The following is a 17,891-nucleotide window of genomic DNA, read 5'->3' on the forward strand; positions in this document are numbered from 1 at the left end:
TTGACCAAGCCAAGGGACAATATAGGGATTGGCCGGTGTGGGCTTAGATATTAATTAACAATCTTCAACAAATGACAAAAGTGGAATATTTGAAGAAAATGGGTTTTGAAATAAACCCTTTTCAATATACAAACGCAGATAAAGAAAAAGACTATATTGAAAGATACTTTATATTCCCAGACTATTTTGAGGACGTTTGGGGAGATCCTGTAAATCCTGTTTCGAATATAATATATGCTCCAAGAGGAGCGGGAAAGACAGCCCAGAGGATAATGATCGAAAAGAGAGCTCAAAAACATGAGAATCTTATAACTATTACTTATACCGATCATGATTTATCAAATTTCACTAGTGCATCTGAGATTAGTTTAAATTATCATTTAGAATATTTAAATAGGTTACTTTTACTTTCATTCTTTACAAGATTATCAACTCTTGAGGACATTAAATTTGTCAACCTTTTTTCCTTCAATGAGAGACAGTACTTATATAAACTTTGTAAAATCTATTTATATGATACTCCAGCAAGTTTCCCTAAACAGGCACTGAAATCTTTAAAAACAATAGAAGACATTGGACTTGATTTATGGAAAAAATTTAAAGCTCCTTTTTCTGAAGTTATAAAAAACATAAGTAAAGCTAAAGGGGTGGAAATTGACTTATCAAAAATTGAGGTAGATAAAAGCCTAAAATTCTCACATAAAGATAATTTAAGTAATATTTTAAGCCTATTAGGAAAATTAAACATAGATTCAGTTTATATTCTAGTGGATAAAGTAGATGAGCAGAGCTTAACAGGAAACGATCCAAAGGCTAGTTATCAGTTTATATCATCTCTAATTAAGGATCTAGAATTATTAGAAATGCCAAAGCTGGCCTTTAAGTTTTTCCTTTGGGATGCGTTAATACCATTGTGTGCCATTGATGCCAGACCGGATCGAGTGTTCTCATTTAAATTAAAGTGGACCGACCATCAAATTAAACTTATGCTTGATAAGAGGTTGGCTGCATATAGCCAGCAGGCAGTCACTGATTCTTTTAAATTATTCCAGGAGAAGAAAAACTTAGGACGAATAGTTTTATTCTCAGAATTTTCTCCTCGCGACAGCATTAGGATATGTAATCGTATTCTTTCTGAGCAATATAAACATGATTTTACATCCCCGATTTTTCAAAGTAGTATTGTTAATAATGCCATAGATGAATTTTCGAAAGAAAAAATAAAAGAAATATTACCGGATTTAAAGAGTATTAATTATCTGATTAAAACAAATACCGCATCTTTTACCAATGGCCAGCTTGTAAATGACAAAGTTGCTGGTACTGCGGCAGCCATTAGAAATATTACAAGACCTTGGGCATCTCATAATATTTCAAAAAAAATAGGTTTAGTAACTAGAAAAGGTAAAAAAGCAGTAAACGAATATGCCTTTATCGATATTAGAGCTGCGCGAGTAGCTTGTTCTTCAATGAGTTTAGACAATTTTATAAATAATAAAGTCAGAAGATGTTCAGGGGAAAATTGTTCAGAAATCTACTATAGAAATTTTGATAATGCAATATATACTTGTCCCGAGTGTGGAACTATTGGAGATCCCCATTAATAATTATCGTTAAAATTAAGTTAAAGGTGTCAAATTCGGTGACACTCTATAATCACCTAAACGGAAAGCTTAGTAAATGCAGGGTAAGAGAGATTTAAAGCACTCCCGCCTCGAGTACTTAAAAACCCTTATAAATTTAATGTTTATAAGGGTTTTTTGTTTTTGGAGTAACAAAATGGTAACAAAAATCCTGGTTTATAGTCGAATTTTAATGAAATAGAGAAACTTTATATGCTATTTGAATCTTTAAATTGTTGTTTATAATTGGCAATCGGTTTTAATCAACTTCTTATTAATCATTATATACGGTGAACCATTGTTAGGCAAATTATGTTATTCAATCAATTTTAATATTTGAATTGTTAGAATAACCTCTTAATTCATCAGGTTTTTGATGTATATAATCACTTCATCTGAAACTTCGATTGGACATCCCCAATAATCAAATATTCCACCTTGATTTGAATTCTGACCACAAACCACAAATACATCTGAACCTAGGTCATCCTTTATCTTCGTAGCTAACCATCCAACAAATCCACTATTATCTAAATCTTTTTCAAAGTGAAAACTGAATATTCTGAATTCCTCATTTCCTTTTTTATCAACTGGGATCAACTGACTCCATACGTCATTATCTCTAACAAAAGCTAACGCTTTCTCATTAAACTCAAATTTTTCAACCGGTATTTCATTAAAATAGTAAGACTTTTCAAACACTTTAAAGCGTGATTTTTTTAATACTTTTTTTAAGCGTAAATCTGTTTCTTTGGGTGTTTCTTTACTTATATACATATATTGTTATTCTTTAATTAATTTTTTTTAGGTTATATAATCATAAATCCAATGATCTACATAAAGGTCTAGTTTATCGCCGGTTGGCGGAGTAAGGGACGCAGATTTATCGCCTTAGTATTGGTTCGTTGGTCAAGTTAATTATTTTCCTACTAATGGCGCCATCATTGGCGATGAACCGATGTTAGCTGAAGTGGTTTTTACTAAAGCTTAATTAAAAGAATTGCGATATGCTAAAGGTGACACATCGGTTTTGTTCTTAAAAAGTCTGTTGAACGATTGCGAATGCTCAAAACCAAGCTGAAACGCGATTTCACCTATCGACTTTGATGTTGTCGTTAAATACTCTTTCGCTTTTTCAATTAATTTTGCATGAATATGTTGTTGTGTATTTTGACCTGTAATCGCTCTTAACATATCTCTTAAATAATTTGGCGAAACGTTCATTTCGTCTGCAATACTTCTAACCGTCGGTAATTTCGATTCAGTACTTTCATCAAAATATTCTGATAGCTTACTTTCAAAATTGACGAGCAAATCATTACTCGCCATTTTTCTAGTTATAAATTGCCTATTGTAAAAGCGATTGCAATAGTTCAGCAACAATTCAAGATTTGAAACAATTTCGTCTTGACTATACAAATCAATTGTTGAATTATATTCCTCTTGAATGTTCTGAACCGAACTTTCAATGGTTTTTTCTTCCTTATCTGAAAGGTGTAAAGCCTCATTTACGCCATAAGAGAAAAAACCATAGGTTTTAATGGATTTCGATAAACCATAATTTGCAATCAAATCTGGATGAAACAGTAAAGACCAACCATCTTTGTTGCGTTCGCCTTTTTCGTCAACCGTAAATACTTGATTTGGCGAAAGAAAAGACATCGTACCTTCGTCAAAATCATAATGGGTTTTACCATATTTCAATTGACCTTGAAAACTTCTTTTAATAGTAATATTATAGAAATTGAGCAGCATTTTTTGATTGCCTAAATTGGTTTCTTCTCTTTCTTGAGAATGGTCAATTAGGGTAATCAAAGGATTTGTAGGTTTTGGCAATCCTAAAATCTTATGCAATTCGGTTATTGAATTTATGATGTTTGGGATATTATTATGTTCCATAGCTTTCTTTAAGATAAGAAATCTTGTCCGCTACTTCGGTCTGCGGTCATTACTTCAACAACACTTTGAGGATATTCTGGATTCATTTTGCTGACTTCATTCAAACTTTTCAGTTCTTCATCTGTTAATGTAACATCTACAGCTTTAAGATTATCCTGAAGTTGAGATAGTTTTGAAGCACCTATAAGTAGGCTTGTAACGGTAGGTTGATGTAGCAACCAGGCTAAAGCCAATTGAGGAACGCTTATGTTTTTTTCTTCTGCCATCGGAAATAGCACATCTAAAACATCATAAGCTAATTCTTCATTTGCAGGTGGAAATGGAAAATTGTCATAGCGACCACCACCTTTTTTCTTATTTCTTTTATACTTACCTGTCAAAAACCCACAACTTAATGGACTGTAAACCAACAAACCAACTTTTTGGTCATTTAATAATGGTATGAACTCACGTTCTAAAGCTCGATTATCTAACGAATACATTCCTTGAAATGAGGCGAATTTTTCTAAATTGTTGTAATTAGAATAGCCTAATGCTTTCATAAAATTCCAGGCCATAAAATTGCTTGCTCCAATGTAGCGAACTTTTCCACTACGTACTAAATCGTCTAAAGCTCTCAAGGTTTCCTCGATTGGTGTTAATGGATCGGAAGTATGAAGTTGGTAAAGGTCAATGTAATCTGTATTCATTCTTTTTAGACTTTCGTCAACTTGCTGAATGATGTGTTTTCTTGACAAACCTCTGTTGTTTTCGCCTTTACCCATACTACCTCTTACTTTGGTCGCTAAAACGAGGTCGTCTCTTTTAATTGAAAGATTCTTAATTGCTTTCCCAATCATTACTTCGGAAAGTCCTTCTGAATAAATATTGGCAGTATCAATAAAATTTACTCCTGCATCAAGTACGGTTTTTATTTGTTCGTCAACTTCTGCTTGACCTAAATCACCCATATGATTGAAAAATCCTTTTCCGCCATAATTCATTGTTCCCAAACATAGCGTTGAGACTTTTAATCCAGTGTTTCCTAAATTTTTGTAGTTCATCTTTTTTTCGTTTTTGTTCTCTGCAAAGTTCACAGATGGACAAAAACTAAATGTAACTATATCCAATTGTGTTGTAACCGAAATGAAGATTTTTGCCTAAAGATTAATGGCTTGCATGAATTTTTTTACCATTACAGCTAACTTTATATATGCGGAGTTAAATACACATTTACTCAAATAAGCTCCAAGATAAACGCAGGTTTTAAAGTTTACTGAATCTTCTTCCCTTTAGAACCGGCAAATATCATTGTCATAAAATTTGCGAGTAAAACCCACTTAAAAAAGTAAGCTTTTATCATCATGGATTTTTAGCTGCATTCCGGAATAGGCGATTCCCGGGAATTTGTAGTATTTAAAATCAGCATTGTAGGATCTCTGATTTTATTTGAAAATTGATTCTTTTTAAAGGCAGTTTTCCATGAATTCGATTCAATAATGTTTCTACGGCCAATTTACCCTGCATATGTCCTTTCTGATCTAGGGAGCTAAGATTTGGAAGGAAATTTCTACTAACATTTCCATTGCTAAGGGCAACTACAGGTATGTTTTTAATAATTTGAGAATCCGTGTTACGGATCTTTTTCAATAAATTACCTGCAGAATACCTGCTACACGCGATGATACCGTCAAGCCTTTTGTTTTTTATCATTCCTGCAATTTTATGAAAGGGGACAACCGTATCTTCGATCAAAATAGCCGGTAGGTTTAATTTTTCTACAGCTAAGCAATAGCCATCCTTATATTTTTGTTGTAAACAAGCTTCGGAATTTTGCGTAATAAAAGCGATTTTGGAACAACCGGCAATATTTAATTCATTTACAGCCAGTTCAGTTTGTAAAGAATTCTCCATAGAAACCTTATCACAGTTAAGAATTTTAGTGACACTATCAAAGATAACCAGGGGAACATCAAGATTTATCAATTCATTTAAATGCGTAATATCGCCCGATTCCTGGGTTTCTTGTGTAGGAAAAACGATGACCCCGTCTACCTGGGTTTCCAGGAATCTTTTAATACATTCTTTCTCTTTCTCTACAGAATTGTTCGATATACAGAGAAAAACCTTGTAATTCATTTCGTCTGCTTTTGCCTCGATACCTTCTAATAATGCCGCGGAAAAGGTTGATTTTAAAGAGGGTATGACCACTCCTATTATATTGGATTGTCTATTCTTCAGGCTTTTTGCCGCATCATTTGGAATATAGTTGTGCAGAAAAGCAGTATCTCTTACCCGTTGTTTTGTCTTTGAACTAATCTCACTACTATCATTTAATGATTTTGAAACCGTACTGATTGAAAGATTTAAAAGTTTTGATAGTTCTTTTAACGTTGTGCGACTTTTCATAGGAAATAAAATAGGTAAAACGATTTAGTTTTAAGAATAATGCAATATAAATTATATATTTCAAAGAATAAGTAAATAACCAATAAAATCTTGGGGGACTATTTGATGGTAAATAAGGACGATACCATGAAATAGGTGAATTATTAATTTATTAAATTAGCCGATACTGAAAAATCTATACTAATCTTCTGTAGTTCTTATCATAAATGAAGAAAAGACCTTCTCTAAAGGATATTGCAAAAAAACTTAACGTATCAGTTACCACTGTATCTTTTGTTTTAAATGGTAAAGGGAAGGAAAAAAAGATTTCTGACGAACTTATTAAAAAGGTAATTGATTATACAGATAGTATAAATTATCGCCCTAATAAAGTAGCTCAAAGTTTACGTACGGGTAAGACGAATATTCTTGTATTCATGGTGGAAGATATCAGCAATTATTTCTTTTCGAAGATCGCCAGGATCATGGAAGACATCGCCTACGATAAAGGTTATAAGGTATTGTTCTGTAGTAATGAGAATGAGGATGAGAGGTCAAAAGAACTTATTCAGTTATTTTCTGAGAGACAGGTAGACGGTTTTATTATTAGTCCATCACCAGGAATTCAAAATGAAATAGAATCTCTAATTGAAAACAAGATTCCGGTTGTTCTTTTTGACAGGTATTTTGAAGACCTGGATGTTAGCCATGTCATTATAGATAATGAGGATGCTTCTTCTAAAGCGACCAAACATCTAATTGATAATGACTTTAGCAGAATTGGATTTATAACCATAGAATCCAGTCAAAACCAGATGACTAATAGGGAAAAAGGATATGTAGACGCTATGAAGTCTGCAGGTCTGGAACCTTTGATACTTAAAATTCCGTTTGAAAAAATTCATAAAGAGGAAACTAAATTAGAGATCAGGAAGTTTATCATTGAAGGCCAGGAATTAGATTCTGTTTTCTTTTCTACTAACTATCTTACCAGAACTGCTTTGGAGGTTATCAAAGAGACAGATCAAACCTTGCTTGAGAAGCTCGGAGTGGTAACTTTTGATGATAATGAATTGTTTCGAATAAATACTCCCACCATAACAGCGGTATCTCAACCATTACAGGAATTAGGTGAATCGCTCATGAATACAATGTTAAATCTTCTTAATTCAAAAGCGGAAAATCTCAAGCCGACAAAAAGTGTTCTAAAAGCGTCTTTAATTGTTAGAAATTCATCTATTAATAAAAACTAGCATCAATTCTGGTAAATACGTAATAAAATCACCCTAAAAATGTTAAAATTTCAATTTTTTGCTTAGAATGCTTTTTTTCATTTTGATTAACTAAATCGTTTTAGTAAGTTTATCAAGTATTAACAAAGTGTTAATCTTAAATTCAAAATTAACATTGAATGGATAATGTACAACTAACTAAAAATTTTGAGGGGCGAGATGTTCCTTGTCCTTTAAAGTGGGATCGTAAATTCGCTTTAAGTAGAACATTCGTTTTTTTACTTTTAAGCTTACTGCTTTTTACCGGGCGTGGTTACGCCTTTCAGCAAACTGGAAAAACAGTAACAGGAACTGTTACCGATAATCAGGGGATACCGCTTCCGGGTGTTACTGTAATGCAGGAAGGTAGTAATATCGGTACGCAAACTGATTTCGACGGAAATTATTCTATTAGTTTAACCAAGGAAGATGCTGTTCTGGTTTTTTCCTTTGTAGGCTTACAAACAACCGAGAGAACTGTTGGCAATCAATCTGTGGTTGATGTTACAATGGAGGATGATACCCAGGCTCTTGATGAAGTGGTCGTGGTAGGCTATGGTACTCAGAGTCGAAGCAGGGTAGCTGCTGCAGTAGACCAGGTAGGTGAAGAAGACCTTGAAGGTAGGCCTACAACCAATGTAACCCAGGCGTTACAGGGTAAATCGCCAAGTTTGGTGATTCAGCAAAGGAATTCTGAACCTGGAGCCGCCATCAATTTAAACATCAGGGGGATTAGTACTTTAGGAGATAACAGCCCGCTAATTGTGATAGATGGTATTGTGGGAGGAGATATCAATTCTCTGAATCCGGCAGATATTGAAAGTGTCTCAGTGCTTAAAGATGCAGGTAGTGCGGCTATATATGGTTCGCGTGCCAGTAATGGTGTTGTATTGATCACTACTAAAAAAGGTAAGAAGAACCAGGCACTTACTGTTAAGTATAGTGGTCTAGCAGGTTTCAATACTCCTCACTTCTTCAATGAGCCTGTTTCTGGTTACGAAAACGCCATGCTTCGAAATGAGGCAGCATTTAATTCAAATGAAAGCTCTGCAGTATTTTCTCCTGAAGAAATTAGACAAATCCGTGAAAATGGAGATGAAGAATGGTTTGCAGATGAAATTACCAAGGACGCATTACAGCTGAATCAGAACATATCTGTTTCAGGCGGAAGTGAAACTTCAAGTTATTTGGTTTCCATTGGGTACTTGGATCAGCAAAGCAATTTTGTGGGGCCAGATAAAGGCTTGAAAAGATATAATTATCGAATTAACCTTGTTAACGAATATGGTGCGTTTAAGCTGACCTCTACGTTGGCTTACACTAAGCAAAAGATCAAAGATCATTCATCTAGTACAGGAACCTTGTTTGCTGATGCGAACAGAGTACCATTATATTACAAGCAAAGAGATTCATTAGGTAGATTTGTGACAAATGATGTATTGCAGCAATTCAATTCACTGGGTATTTTGGAAGAAGGTGGATTTAGAGAATATGATAATGATGATATTTTCGGTAATATAACTGCAGAACTGGATATCACCGATAATTTTAAAATAAAAGGTGTTTTTGGAGGTCGTCTTTATCAGAATAGCCTTTATTCCAGAGTAACCCGTGTAGACTTTTTTCCTCAGGGAGTTTACGGTGCAGATCGTAATACCAGGGATGAGAATAGAAAAAGCCTAGATTTGAATACCCAGTTAATCGCTGAATATTCAAATACCTTTAATAAGATCCATGACCTAACCGTATTACTGGGAGGATCTAATGAGAATCATGAAGATCGCGGTTCTGGTTTATTCAAGAGATATACAGATCCAGATCTGGGAACTCCTATAACAGATACCGAAATTGAAGAAAACTCTTATAATTCTAATCAGAGTTCTTCAGAAAATAGTCTTTATTCTGTGTTCGGTAGAGCTTCCTATGCTTTTAATGATAAGTACATCGCTGAATTTAGCTTTAGATATGATGGTTCCTCAAAATTTAGAGAAGATCTAAGATGGGGATTCTTTCCCTCGGTGTTAGCCGCTTATCGAGTTACTGAAGAGCCGTTTATGCAGAATTACCAGGATAATGTAGGAAATATAAAATTGAGAGCTTCCTATGGTGTGCTGGGTAACCAGAACGTAGGAAACTACCAGTATCAAACTACCTATTTCACCTTTCAAAATGCATATGGGTTTAATAATAATGGCGTAGGAGGAACAGGTTACAATTTCGCAAACCCGGATATACAGTGGGAGCGAGCAGCTACTTTGAATATTGGGGCAGACCTTGATTTCTTTGATAATGCTCTGAGCATTCAAATGGATTATTTTAATAAGGTTACATCAGATATTCTTGTCCCACCGCAAGTTCCTGGTGTGTATGGTACCGGTCTCCCAGATTTTAATGCTGGTAAAGTTGGAAGCCAGGGATGGGAGATAAGTGCCACCTATCGCCATACCGGGGAATTGTTCAGCCATATGATCTCTGCGAATATTGGAGATAGCTGGAATGAAGTATTGGAATTTCAAGGCGATGAAAGATTAACCGGGGTGGAAGAACTTCAAACCTTATTGAGAGAAGGTCAGCCATATAACTCCTATGTAGGATTGAAAAGAGACGGATATTTCCAGAACCTGGAAGAGATTGAAAATGGTCCTGTACCGGAAGGCCTTAATGTGGTTCCCGGGGATAATAGATATGTAGATATTAATGGTGATGGTATTATCAACGATGACGATAAAGTGATTTTTGGAAATCCTTTTCCTAGATACAATTTCGGTTTCACTTATAACCTGGGATATAAAAATTTTGACTTAAGTCTGTTTGTTCAGGGAGTTGGAAAAAGAACCATGATGATTAGAGGTGAGCTGGTAGAACCATTTCACTTTAATTATGGAAACGCAATTTATGAGCACATGCTTGATTACTGGACACCACAGAATCCAGATGCAAGATATCCTCGTTTGGCAAATAGCGGAAGCCAGTCTAACACCAATAACTGGAGAAGAGGTTCAGATTTATATCTATATGATGGAGCATATGCCCGTTTGAAAAATTTACAGATCGGATATTCTTTACCTAGTGACTTTGCTAATAGAATCGGATTGAAAAGCTATAGAATGTATGTTTCAGGACGAAACCTTTTAACCTTATCTAAAGTAGATTTTGTTGATCCTGAACTATCAGAGTTTGATAGTAATCTAACCTCTGCAGGTGCTAATAGCGCGAGAGCTTATCCAACGATGGTTTATTATGGAGTTGGGGTAGATATCACTTTCTAAAAAATATTATTATGATTATAAAGAATATAAAAGTTTTAATAGGTGTGATTGCGCTGGCGATTACATTCACAGGCTGTAAAAAGCTGGAATTAACTCCGGAGAATTCGTTTACAGACCTTAATTACTGGACAAGTCAGGATAAGGCTCAGAGTGTTCTAAATACTGCTTATGGACAAATGTTTTCCAGCTCTTATTTCTTCTACAACGAGGCGACATCAGATAATGCGTATAACGGTAGGGGAGATATCGCAGGTTCAGCATCTATAGCAGCAGGAACTTATGATCCTTCTCTCCAGCGTTTGAAGAACGAATGGAACAATAGATATGCGGGGATAAAAACGACAAACCTGCTTCTTGAAAACATTAATAGAGTGCCAGATTTGTCTGATGAGGTTCGAAACCGAATGATCGCTGAGGCAAGATTTCTTCGCGCCTGGCAACATTTTCAGTTAATGACCTGGTTCGGTGATATTCCACTGGCAGATCATGATCTTTCGCTGGAAGAAGCTCAGAGTATTTCCAGAACCCCAAGGGCACAGGTACTTCAGTTTATTTTAACTGAACTGGAAGAAGCTTCTGAAGATCTTCCAACAAATACAGAACAGGAGATTTCCAACCGTGGAAAAATCACCAAAGGTGCTGCCATAGCATTAAAAGCCAGAGCTTACTTATATGAAAATGACTGGCAGAATGTTGTTACTGAAACTGAACGTATCATAAATGGATCTGTTGGAAGTTACGGCTTGTTCAATTCTTATGAAGGTTTGTTCTTACCGGAAAATCAATACAGCCAGGAAGATATTCTAAGCTTGCAATACGTTCCGGAATTAAGAACCTGGGGCGAATTTTTCGATATGGCACCTTTGTCTGCGGGAGCAAGGCTAAATGCTTTGGCTGCTACTCAGGAGCTAGTGGATAGCTATCTTACCATCAACGGAAAGGCAATTGATGATCCTGATTCTAATTATGATGAGTCAAATCCTTATGAGAATAGAGACCCTCGATTGACAAATACTATCGTATATCATAATTACGAATGGCAGGAAGCAGGCGGCGGTTCTCATATTATCTATATAGAGCCTGGATCAGATCCAGATGAGCCTTTAGACGAATATGCTCCGGGATCTTCAAAAACTTCAACGGGATATTACACCAGAAAATATTTTGATCCAGAACACCAGTCTGGTCTGGCATCAGGTCTTAATTTAATGCTTATTAGATATGCAGATATACTATTAATGAACGCTGAAGCTAAAAATGAGCTTGGTGATTTTGACCAGGGAACATGGGATCAAACCATTGGAGCATTGAGAGATAGAGCTGGATTTACAGATGCTCAGGCTCTTAATTTTGACTCTTCACTAAATCAGGCTGAATATAGATCTGTAATTAGAAATGAAAGAAGGGTAGAATTAGCGATGGAAGGTTTAAGGGTATTCGATATCCGAAGATGGAGAACTGCTGAAGATGTATTGAATGGGTGGGCTCACGGTGCTCAGTTTGGACCTTCTTCTATAGATGATGGATACTTAAGAGTAAACCTGAGAACTTTTGATCCTGGTAAACATTACCTGTGGCCTATCCCTAGAGATGAAAGATTAATAAATCCTAACCTGTCGCAAAACCCAGGTTGGTAAATAAAAAGACACAATAACTAATAAATTAAATGAGATGAAAAATATTTTAAATTATATCGTTTTTTTCATGGCGGCCATAGTTCTTGTTGGCTGTGATTCTGATGATGATTCACTAGATCATACTACGGTTTCTCCAGTGAATGCTCTATACAGCCCTCAGGATAATGCATATTTTAATCTTGGTGCTCAGAGCACTGTAAACTTCGAATGGGAAGCTGCAAAAGCTGAGGATAACGGGGTGGTACTTTATGATGTTGCTTTCTTCCAGGAAGGAAGTGATTTGTCTGAACCGCTTTACGTAATGCCTTCAGACGGAAAAGGTTTACAGAGAACTCTTACTCTACCATTTGCAGATTTGAATAGAATTGCAACCATGGCTGGAATCCAACCAGAATCTATAGGTACATTACAATGGACGGTTTGGTCTTCTAAAGGGATTAACGTTCAGAAATCTGAAATTTACCGAACTATTGAGGTGGAAAGACCAGGTGGTTTCCCAACACCAGATGAACTTTACATAACTGGTTCCGGAACCGAAGCCGGTGAAGACCTTGGTTCAGCATTAGCATTTAAAAAGACAGGAGCAGATACTTATGAAATCTACACCAGTCTCAGTGCAGGAGATTATCAATTTGTAACGAGAAATTCAGGTGATCCTGAAACCTATTATGTAGAAGGTAGTGACCTTAAAGCAGGTGGCTCAACGAACTTCTCAGGTACAGAAGGAGTTTATAGAATCCGAGTTGACTTCAGTGACGGTTCAGTTAGTATGACTATGGTGGAGAAGGTAGAACTTTATTTCTCTCCAAATGATGAGTATTTATTCGAACTACCATACAACGGTAATGGTACCTGGATGGCAGAAGAAAAAAATATAGTGTTCAGACAGGAAGATTGGGGTCGAGATGAAAGATATAAATTCAAGTTTACAACTTCAGATGGTGAAGAGTGGTTTGGTAGTGTAAATGCTGATAACCAAAGACCTAATGCCGATACAGCTCCAGCATACTGGAATATGGTTCCTGTTACTAATGACAGATGGGCCAATACCTTCAAGTTTGCAACGGAAGTGGATGAAAATATTAATAACGTAGAAATAATTTTCAATTCTACGGTACCTGAATATACTCATGTAATTACAGTTCTTGATTAGCTATGATTTCCAGGCTGCTCATCTTATGTGAGCAGCCTATTTTAAAACGAAAAATTATGATTAACAGATTTAAATATTTTACTGTTCTCACCTTAATGGGGTTTTTTGCACTCACTTCATGTTCTAATGATGACTGGGAGCCATTAAATCCTCCGCAGGGAAATAATGGTGAAGAACCGGTGGCTTTTGAATACACCTGGGCTGCTACTGCAGATTCTCTGCAGGAATCACTCCAGAATAATTATTTGGGGTTTAATGGAACTTATGTCCAGGACAATGCCGGAAGTTCGAGATTTAATTACTGGCCAAATGCCCATGTATTGCACGTACTTGTTGATGCCTACCATAGAACAGGTGAAGACATTTATAAACAAAGAGCCTTATCCTTGCTGAGAGGAATCGAAATTGAAAATGGTGGAGATTACAATAATGTCTTTAATGATGACATGTTGTGGTTGGGAAATGCTTCTATGAGAGCTTATAATGCTACTAATGAAGAAGAATATAAAGAGGTAGCAGAATACCTTTGGGAAATTATAAAAATGAGCTGGAGCGATGATGTATTTGGAGGTGGTATCACCTGGAAACAGGATACGCCTTTCCAAAAAAATGCGGTATCAAATGGACCGGCTGCAGTTCTCGCGATGCGACTTTATGAAGTAGATAATGATCAAGATGATCTTGAATGGGCGAAAAAAATCTATGAGTGGCAAAAGAATAATCTGGTAGATCCTCAAACAGGGTTGGTCTGGGATAATATTTCTCTACAGGATGGTGAAGTTGTCACCAATACAGATTGGGTTTTTACTTATAATGTAGGAACCTGGATTGGAGCTGGTTTAAAACTTTACAATGCTACTGGTGAAACTCAGTATCTAAACGACGCTGTAAAAACGGCTAAATCTACCATGAACAGCCCTAGGCTCACTACCAACGGTGTACTTCGTGACGAAGGCCAGGGCGATGGAGGACTGTTTAAAGGTATTTTGGTAAGATATTTTACACAGCTTATTATGGAGCCGGACATTAGCGAATCAGATCGACAGGATTTCATAGACTTTCTTGAATATAATGCCAAGACTTTCTATGATAATGGTCTAAGCAGACCAGGAATGTTTGCTAGCCCAAATTGGGCTCAGGCGCCTGGGAATACTACAGATCTTACCACACAACTAAGCGGTATGATGTTAATAGAGGCCGCTGCTCTTCTAAAGGAAGAGGGTTATATTGAATAATCTAAAGAATCATTTGGTTTGTAATTTACAGTTGAAAAAATGAATAAAAACGTTTTTATTTTTATTCTGATATTCTTTTCAGGATTCGTACATGCTAAATCTATCGATCTTTTATCACCAAAAGGTGATTTGAAAATTGAGATAGAAGTGGGAGAGCAAATTTTTTATTCAATTTTTCTGCAAGATCAACCTGTTTTATTGAAGAATCGGCTTCAACTGGAACTGGAGGATGAGGTATTGGGTTTTAATTCCACCTTAATAGGAACAAAAAAAGATCAGGTTTCTGAAGTATTCAAACCCGTCACACCTTTAAAATTCTCGAGCATTCAGAATCATTATAATGTGGTTAGGCTCAACTTTAAGGAAGGATTTTCGGTAGAATTCAGGGCTTACGATGGCGGTTTTGCTTATCGCTTTATAACCTCTAAAAGATATAGAATAAAAGTTCTGAGTGAAGATGTGCAAATTAATTTAGCTTCCACTGCGATGGCTCATCTTCAGCAAACCGAAACATTCAAAACGTCTTATGAGTATGCTTACACGCATTTAAGTTCAAAAGAATTTTCCGAAGAAACCACAATGTCAACACTACCAGTGCTTCTGGAAACCGATAATGATATAACTATTTTAATTTCGGAAAGTGATCTTCGGGATTATCCGGCCATGTTTTTAAAAGGGAATGCGAAAGATACATTTCAGGGGGTGTTTCCCAAGGAACCCCTTGAAGTTGAACCTGATGGGGATCGTAGTCAAAAAATCTTAAAGGAAGCAGATTATATTGCTTTAACCGATGGGTCACGAAACTTCCCATGGCGCTATTTTTTGATCTCCTTGGAGGAGGAAGATATCCTCACCAATACCATGACGGCAAAACTGGCTGGGAAACCACTAATAGAAAATACCTCCTGGTTGAAACCGGGTCAGGCCTCCTGGGAATGGTGGAACGGTGCATCGCCTTATGACGTTGATTTTGTTGCGGGTTATAATGAGGAAACCTATCGCTATTTTATTGACTTCGCATCAGAGTTTGGAATACCATATATCATCATGGATGAAGGATGGGCAAAAACTACAACCGATCCTTATACCCCAAATCCTGATATTGACCTATTTGCTCTGATAAAATATGGAAAAGAAAAAAATGTAGATATCGTTCTCTGGCTTACTTGGCTTACGGTTGAAAATAATATGCAATTATTTGAAAAATTTCATGATTGGGGAATTGCTGGTGTAAAGATCGATTTTATGGATCGTAGTGACCAGTGGATGGTCAATTTTTACGAACGTGTAGCCAAGAAAGCAGCTGAAAATGAAATTTTTGTAGATTTCCATGGAGCTTTTAAACCGGCTGGACTGGAATATCTTTATCCGAACATTTTTTCCTACGAAGGGGTACTTGGGATGGAGCAAATGGAAAGAGCTACACCAGAGAATTCCATATACCTTCCTTTTATTCGGAATGCTGTAGGCGGAATGGATTATACACCCGGAGCAATGCTAAGTATGCAGCCGGAATTCTACTATAGCCGAAGACCTAATTCTGCATCTATTGGTACCAGAAGTTATCAAATGGCTCTCTTTGTCATTTTCGAAAGTGCACTTCAAATGTTAGCTGATAATCCCACAAATTATTATAAAAACAGGGACTGTACCGAATTCATCACATCGGTCCCTACCACCTGGGATGAAACGGTCGTTTTAGATGCGGAAATTGGCAAGAATGTGATCGTTGCAAAACGAAAAGGGAACAGTTGGTTTATTGGCGGAATGAATGGGACCAATGAAGATATTCAGTTAGACCTAGAGTTAGATTTTCTTCCGAAGAATAAGAGTTTTGAAATGGTTTCATTTGAAGATGGTATCAACGCAGGAAGACAGGCTATGGATTACAAAAAGATTCAAACAGAGATAGATTCAAATACTAAATATAAAATAAGGATGGTTCGTAATGGCGGCTGGGCAGCGGTTATTAATGAATTAGACAAATAATAATAAAAATGGAAAGAAGAAGATTTATTCAGAATACAGCGCTATTTACCGGTTTGACTTTTATTAATCCACTGGATATTATCGCAGGAACTACGAGCAAAGGTTTTCCTGTTGTTCGAATACCTGAAGGAGAAAGAAATTTTCAAAGTACGATCATTGAAAAAATGATCAAGGAATTTCAAAAAAACGTAAAGGATGAAGAACTGGGTTGGTTGTTTAATAACTGCTTCCCTAATACGCTGGATACAACAGTAACCTATTCAGAAAAAAATGGAAAGCCGGATACCTATGTAATTACCGGTGATATTGATGCTATGTGGCTTCGCGATAGTTCTGCACAGGTTTGGCCATATATGGCTTTTACCGATAAGGATAAAAAACTGAAAAATCTTATTGCGGGAGTCATTCACAGGCAAACCCAGTATATTTTGAAGGATCCTTTTGCGAATGCTTTTTATGATGATCCGGATAAAAAAGGAGAATGGTTTAGCGATCAAACCGATATGAAACCCGGCGTGCATGAAAGAAAATGGGAAATAGACTCCTTATGTTATCCTATCCGTTTAGGGTATAATTACTGGAAAACAACAGGAGATTCTTCACCTTTTGATAAAAACTGGGAAAAAGCGATAAAATCGATTCTCACCGTATTCAAAGATCAGCAGAAGAAAGAAGATCGTGGTTCTTACTCATTCCAGAGAAATACTCCAAAGGCAACAGATACCAGAGCTCTTCATGGATATGGATATCCTGTGAATCCGGTGGGTCTCATTTGCTCTGCTTTTAGGCCTAGTGATGATGCGAGTGTTTATTCATTTTTAATTCCATCTAACTTTTTCGCAGTGGTTAGCTTAAAACAGGCTGCAGAAATGATGACGGAAATTGCTAATGACTCTGAAACTGCTGCGGAATTAATTTCATTGAAAGATGAAGTGGAGGCAGCATTGAAAAAGCATGCTATAGTAGATCATGAAAAATATGGTAAAATCTATGCCTTTGAAGTAGATGGTTTTGGAAACCGCTTGATGATGGACGATGCGAATGTACCAAGTTTACTTTCATTGCCTTATCTGGATGCTGTGGATAGTTCAGATCCCATATACCAAAATACCAGGAAATTTGTGCTTTCTAAAGACAATCCTTTCTACTTTGAAGGGAAAGCAGCCAAAGGAATTGGTGGGCCTCATGTAGGAATGGATATGATCTGGCCAATGGCTATTACCATGCAAGGTTTAACCAGTAATAGTGATGAAGAAATTAGAGAATGTATAAAAACCTTAAAAAGCACACACGCCGGTACAGGTTTTATGCATGAAACTTTCCATAAAGACGATCCTTCAGATTTTACCAGGTCCTGGTTTGCATGGGCTAACACGCTTTTCGGAGAATTTTTATGGGAGACCTACAAAAAGAATCCCTCGTTATTAAGCTAACCAGGAATAATTAGCA

At 36.4% G+C, this 17,891-nt stretch carries 12 protein-coding genes; 8 read left to right on the plus strand and 4 right to left on the minus strand.

The features are described from left to right. Positions 1–71: 71 nt before the first annotated feature. Positions 72–1,604 (plus strand): P-loop ATPase, Sll1717 family, encoded by a 1,533-nt coding sequence (locus RE431_RS00120; protein ID WP_286761805.1) that lies wholly within the window; start codon positions 72–74, stop codon positions 1,602–1,604. A 375-nt stretch (positions 1,605–1,979) separates the two neighbouring features. Here the strand turns inward: RE431_RS00120 and RE431_RS00125 are convergent, their stop codons facing one another. From RE431_RS00125 to RE431_RS00140, 4 genes are all read right to left on the minus strand, one after another. After that, positions 1,980–2,399 carry a DUF6196 family protein gene (locus RE431_RS00125; RefSeq protein ID WP_309559926.1) on the minus strand — a complete coding sequence of 140 codons (420 nt, stop codon included), beginning with the start codon at positions 2,397–2,399 and terminating at the stop codon, positions 1,980–1,982. Positions 2,400–2,609: 210 nt separating this feature from the next. Then, positions 2,610–3,521, minus strand: coding sequence for a helix-turn-helix domain-containing protein (locus tag RE431_RS00130; protein ID WP_309559927.1), 912 nt, complete (start codon positions 3,519–3,521; stop codon positions 2,610–2,612). A gap of 8 nt (positions 3,522–3,529) precedes the next feature. Beyond that, positions 3,530–4,564 carry an aldo/keto reductase gene (locus tag RE431_RS00135; protein ID WP_309559928.1) on the minus strand — a complete coding sequence of 345 codons (1,035 nt, stop codon included), beginning with the start codon at positions 4,562–4,564 and terminating at the stop codon, positions 3,530–3,532. A 358-nt stretch (positions 4,565–4,922) separates the two neighbouring features. Further along, positions 4,923–5,909, minus strand: a complete 987-nt coding sequence (locus RE431_RS00140) for a LacI family DNA-binding transcriptional regulator (protein ID WP_309559929.1) — start codon at positions 5,907–5,909, stop codon at positions 4,923–4,925. 206 nt (positions 5,910–6,115) lie between these two features. On the opposite strand from RE431_RS00140, the gene RE431_RS00145 reads away from it, so the two are divergent. The 7 genes from RE431_RS00145 to RE431_RS00175 all read left to right on the plus strand — a co-directional run bounded on the left by RE431_RS00145 (position 6,116) and on the right by RE431_RS00175 (position 17,875). Continuing rightward, complete coding sequence (locus RE431_RS00145; RefSeq protein ID WP_309559930.1) at positions 6,116–7,141, plus strand: LacI family DNA-binding transcriptional regulator; 1,026 nt, start codon at positions 6,116–6,118, stop codon at positions 7,139–7,141. A gap of 158 nt (positions 7,142–7,299) precedes the next feature. After that, on the plus strand, positions 7,300–10,428 hold the full coding sequence (locus RE431_RS00150; protein WP_309559931.1) for a SusC/RagA family TonB-linked outer membrane protein: 3,129 nt from the start codon (positions 7,300–7,302) through the stop codon (positions 10,426–10,428). Positions 10,429–10,439: 11 nt separating this feature from the next. Next, the gene (locus RE431_RS00155) at positions 10,440–12,065 is read left to right on the plus strand and encodes a RagB/SusD family nutrient uptake outer membrane protein (RefSeq protein ID WP_309559932.1); all 1,626 of its coding nucleotides are present in this window, start codon (positions 10,440–10,442) and stop codon (positions 12,063–12,065) included. A gap of 34 nt (positions 12,066–12,099) precedes the next feature. After that, positions 12,100–13,218: a SusE domain-containing protein gene (locus tag RE431_RS00160; protein ID WP_309559933.1), complete on the plus strand. Its 1,119-nt coding sequence runs from the start codon at positions 12,100–12,102 to the stop codon at positions 13,216–13,218. Positions 13,219–13,274: 56 nt separating this feature from the next. Next, positions 13,275–14,453, plus strand: a complete 1,179-nt coding sequence (locus tag RE431_RS00165) for a glycoside hydrolase family 76 protein (RefSeq protein WP_309559934.1) — start codon at positions 13,275–13,277, stop codon at positions 14,451–14,453. 39 nt (positions 14,454–14,492) lie between these two features. Further along, complete coding sequence (locus tag RE431_RS00170; RefSeq protein WP_309559935.1) at positions 14,493–16,442, plus strand: glycoside hydrolase family 97 protein; 1,950 nt, start codon at positions 14,493–14,495, stop codon at positions 16,440–16,442. A gap of 8 nt (positions 16,443–16,450) precedes the next feature. Further along, entirely contained in the window at positions 16,451–17,875 is a 1,425-nt protein-coding gene (locus RE431_RS00175) for a glycoside hydrolase family 125 protein (RefSeq protein WP_309559936.1), read from the plus strand. Positions 17,876–17,891: the final 16 nt, after the last annotated feature.

The sequence above is a fragment of the Christiangramia sediminicola genome, assembly GCF_031344135.1.
GTDB lineage: Bacteria > Bacteroidota > Bacteroidia > Flavobacteriales > Flavobacteriaceae > Christiangramia > Christiangramia sediminicola.